General features: G+C 72.5%; 3 protein-coding genes. All 3 read left to right on the top strand.

What is annotated here, in order from left to right; all coding sequences use genetic code 11:
- On the top strand, window positions 1-486 hold a 486-nt coding region (rsgA, locus tag FV223_RS23750; protein ID WP_147729289.1), incomplete at its 5' end, for a ribosome small subunit-dependent GTPase A.
- 137 nt (window positions 487-623) lie between these two features.
- The gene (locus FV223_RS23745; RefSeq protein ID WP_147729288.1) at window positions 624-2261 is read left to right on the top strand and encodes an inorganic phosphate transporter; all 1638 of its coding nucleotides are present in this window, start codon (window positions 624-626) and stop codon (window positions 2259-2261) included.
- 252 nt (window positions 2262-2513) lie between these two features.
- The coding region (locus FV223_RS23740) for an MFS transporter (protein WP_147729287.1) at window positions 2514-3260 on the top strand (747 nt) is incomplete at its 3' end.

Here is a 3260-nt window from a genome sequence, read left to right as displayed (position 1 = left end):
CTCCCGGATCGCGCCGGTCTCCTGCGGCGCGTCCTGGCCGGGCCCGGGCAGACCGTCGCGCTGGTCGGCTCGTCCGGCGTCGGCAAGTCGACGCTCGTCAACACCCTGGCCGGGCCCGGCCAGGACGCGCCGCAGGAGACCGGCGCGATCCGGGAGCACGACGCCAAGGGGCGCCACACCACGACGGGCCGCTCGCTGCACGCGATGGCCGGGGGCGGCTGGGTGATCGACACGCCGGGGATGCGCACGCTCCACGTCAGCGACGCCGCGGAGGGGATCGACACGCTGTTCGCCGAGATCACCGAGCGCGCGCCCGACTGCCGGTTCCGCGACTGCACCCACGCGCACGAGCCGGGCTGCGCGGTGCAGGCCGCCATCGCCGACGGAACCCTCGACCCCGACCGCCTGGACCGCTGGCGCAAGCTCGTCGCGGAGAATCGCGACAAGACCCCGGCCACGGCGCCGCGGCGCCCGCGCAGGCACTGAGCGCTCGACCGGTATTCGCCGGCTCTTGACCGGGTCGTCCGGCGCGGATCGACTGTCCTTTCGCGCGCCGTCACCGGACCGTCACGCACGCGACCTATCCGAAGGCGTTCGAAGTCCGATCGCCGTCGAGATCCGTCATGTCCGATTCTGCCCGCCTGACACCGCACCTGTCGGGCGCCGAACCGAGGCGGCGCCCGGGTCCGACGCTCGATCGCGGCCTGCATCCGGGCGGGATCGTCGCGTTCCTGCTGATCCTGGTGGCGGGCCTGGTCTACGCCGGCGTCAGCCTGATCACCGACATGAACGCGGTCGGCCAGACGCCGCTGGCGATCGGCGCCTTCGTGCTCCTCGGCCTCGCCCTGCTGATCGCGCTGGCCTTCGAGTTCGTGAACGGCTTCCACGACACCGCCAACGCGGTGGCGACCGTGATCTACACCCACTCGATGCCGCCGCTCGTGGCGGTGATCTGGTCCGGCGCCTTCAATTTCCTCGGCGTGATGCTGTCCTCGGGCGCGGTGGCCTACGCCATCGTCACGCTGCTGCCGGTGGAGCTGATCCTGCAGGTCGGGTCGGGCGCCGGCTACGCGATGATCTTCGCGCTGCTCATCGCCGCGATCGTCTGGAACCTCGGCACCTGGGCCTTCGGCCTGCCGAACTCCTCGTCGCACGCGCTGATCGGCTCGGTGATCGGCGTCGGGCTGGCCAACCAGCTGATGGCGCCGGAAGGCTCCGCGACCTCGGGCGTCGACTGGGCCCAGGCGCTCGGCGTGTTCAAGGCGCTGCTGTTCAGCCCGCTCATTGGCTTCGTCGCGGCGGCCCTCCTGCTGCTGGCGCTCAAGCTCACCGTGCGGCGCAAGGACCTCTACGAGGCGCCCGAGGGCGACACGCCGCCCCCGCTCTGGATCCGTTCGCTGCTGATCCTGACCTGCACGCTGGTCTCGTTCTTCCACGGCGGCAACGACGGCCAGAAGGGCATGGGCCTCATCATGCTGATCCTGATCGGCGCGGCGCCCACCGCCTACGCCCTGAACCGCACCATGGCCGACGACACGACGCCGGCCTTCATCCAGACCTCGCAGAGCGCCAGCGCGGTGTTCGCGAGCCACGCCGGGACGACGGCCCAGCCCGACGCGGCGGCCGCCCGCAAGCAGGTCTCGGACGCGCTCAAGACCAAGGACCTGAACCAGCCGGGGGTCTACGGCGCGCTCGCGGCCCTCTCCACCGACATCGCCGCCAACGTGCGGAACTACGGTGCGATCAAGCAGGTGCCGGCGGCGCAGACCTCGAACCTGCGCAACGACATGTACCTCGCCGCCGACGCGATCCGGCTGCTGCCGAAGAACGGCACCAGCTTCTCGGAGGCCGAGGCCGGCACGCTGAAGGCCTATACCGGCCTGCTCAACGACGGCACGCGCTACATCCCGACCTGGGTGAAGGTCTGCGTCGCGCTGGCGCTGGGCCTGGGCACCATGGTCGGCTGGAAGCGGATCGTGGTCACGGTCGGCGAGAGGATCGGCAAGACCCACCTGACCTACGCGCAGGGCGCCTCGGCCGAGCTCGTCGCCGCCGGCACGATCGGGCTGGCCGAGGTCTACGGCCTGCCCGTCTCGACCACCCACATCCTGTCCTCGGGCGTCGCCGGCACCATGGCGGCCAACGGCTCCGGGCTGCAGATGTCGACGGTGCGCAACATGGCGCTGGCCTGGGTGTTGACCCTGCCGGCGGCGATCACCCTGGCGGGCGTCCTGTTCTTCATCCTCCGCCACGTCTTCTGAGGCCAACGCCTTTCAAAGCCTGCGCATGTCCCGCTCGTCGCCCCGGGATCGCCCGCGGCGATCACCCGGACGCGTCTGACCGGATCGTGCGCCCGGCCGGGCGAGGGCGCGCGCGGTCGGGTTTCAGGGGCGGCGCCTTGCATGCCGACGGCCGGCTCCACGGCCTCGGCGGGGCTGCAAACCCGGTCGATGTCGGCTAGGCCGGGACCGATCCGGCCTCCTCGGCCGGGCGTTCGCGAGCCGCGGCCCAGCATGCCTTCCACCTCCTCGATCGCTCGCCTGATCCTGGTGCTCGCGGCCGCGGGCTTCTCCAGCACCTTCGCGTGGCGCTCGGTCGAGCCGCTGGTCGGCGTGCTGGCGCGCGACCTGCGCAGCGACGCCCACACCGTGGCGCTGCTCTCGACCGCCTTCGCGCTGCCCTACGCGCTGATCCAGCCGATCCTCGGGCCGGTGGGCGACGCGGTCGGCAAGGAGCGGGTCATCACCGCGTGCCTCGCGGTGCTGGTGGCGGCGCTGGTCGGCTGCGCCTTCGCCGAAGACCTGCGCCTGCTCTTCGGCCTGCGGATGGTGGCGGGCGCCGCGGCCGGCGGGGTGATCCCGCTGGCGCTCGCCCTGATGGGCGACCGGGTGCCGATGGAGCGCCGCCAGGTGGCGATCGGCCGCTTCCTCGTCGCGGTGATCCTCGGGCAGCTCTCGGGCTCGACCTTCGCCGGGCTGATCGAGGGGCAGGTCGGCTGGCACGGCGTGTTCGCGATCAACGCCGCGGTCGCCGTGCTCGGCTGCGCCGCGACCCTGCTCGGGTTCGACCGGAGCGGCCGCCTCCCGGCGCGACGGCCGGAATTCGGGCTGGCGCTGACGCGCTATCGCGCGATCGTGGCCAACCCGCGCGCGCGGGTGCTGTTCGCGGCGGTGTTCGTCGAGGCGATCGCGGTGTTCGGCATCTTCCCGCACCTCGCGCCGCTGATCGAGGCGCGCGGCGAGGGCGGCCCGCGCGAGGCC

It is taken from the genome of Methylobacterium sp. WL116, assembly GCF_008039455.1.
GTDB lineage: Bacteria > Pseudomonadota > Alphaproteobacteria > Rhizobiales > Beijerinckiaceae > Methylobacterium.
The sequence above is the reverse complement of the archived record's forward strand: the minus strand, read 5'-3'. Positions and strand labels throughout refer to the sequence as shown.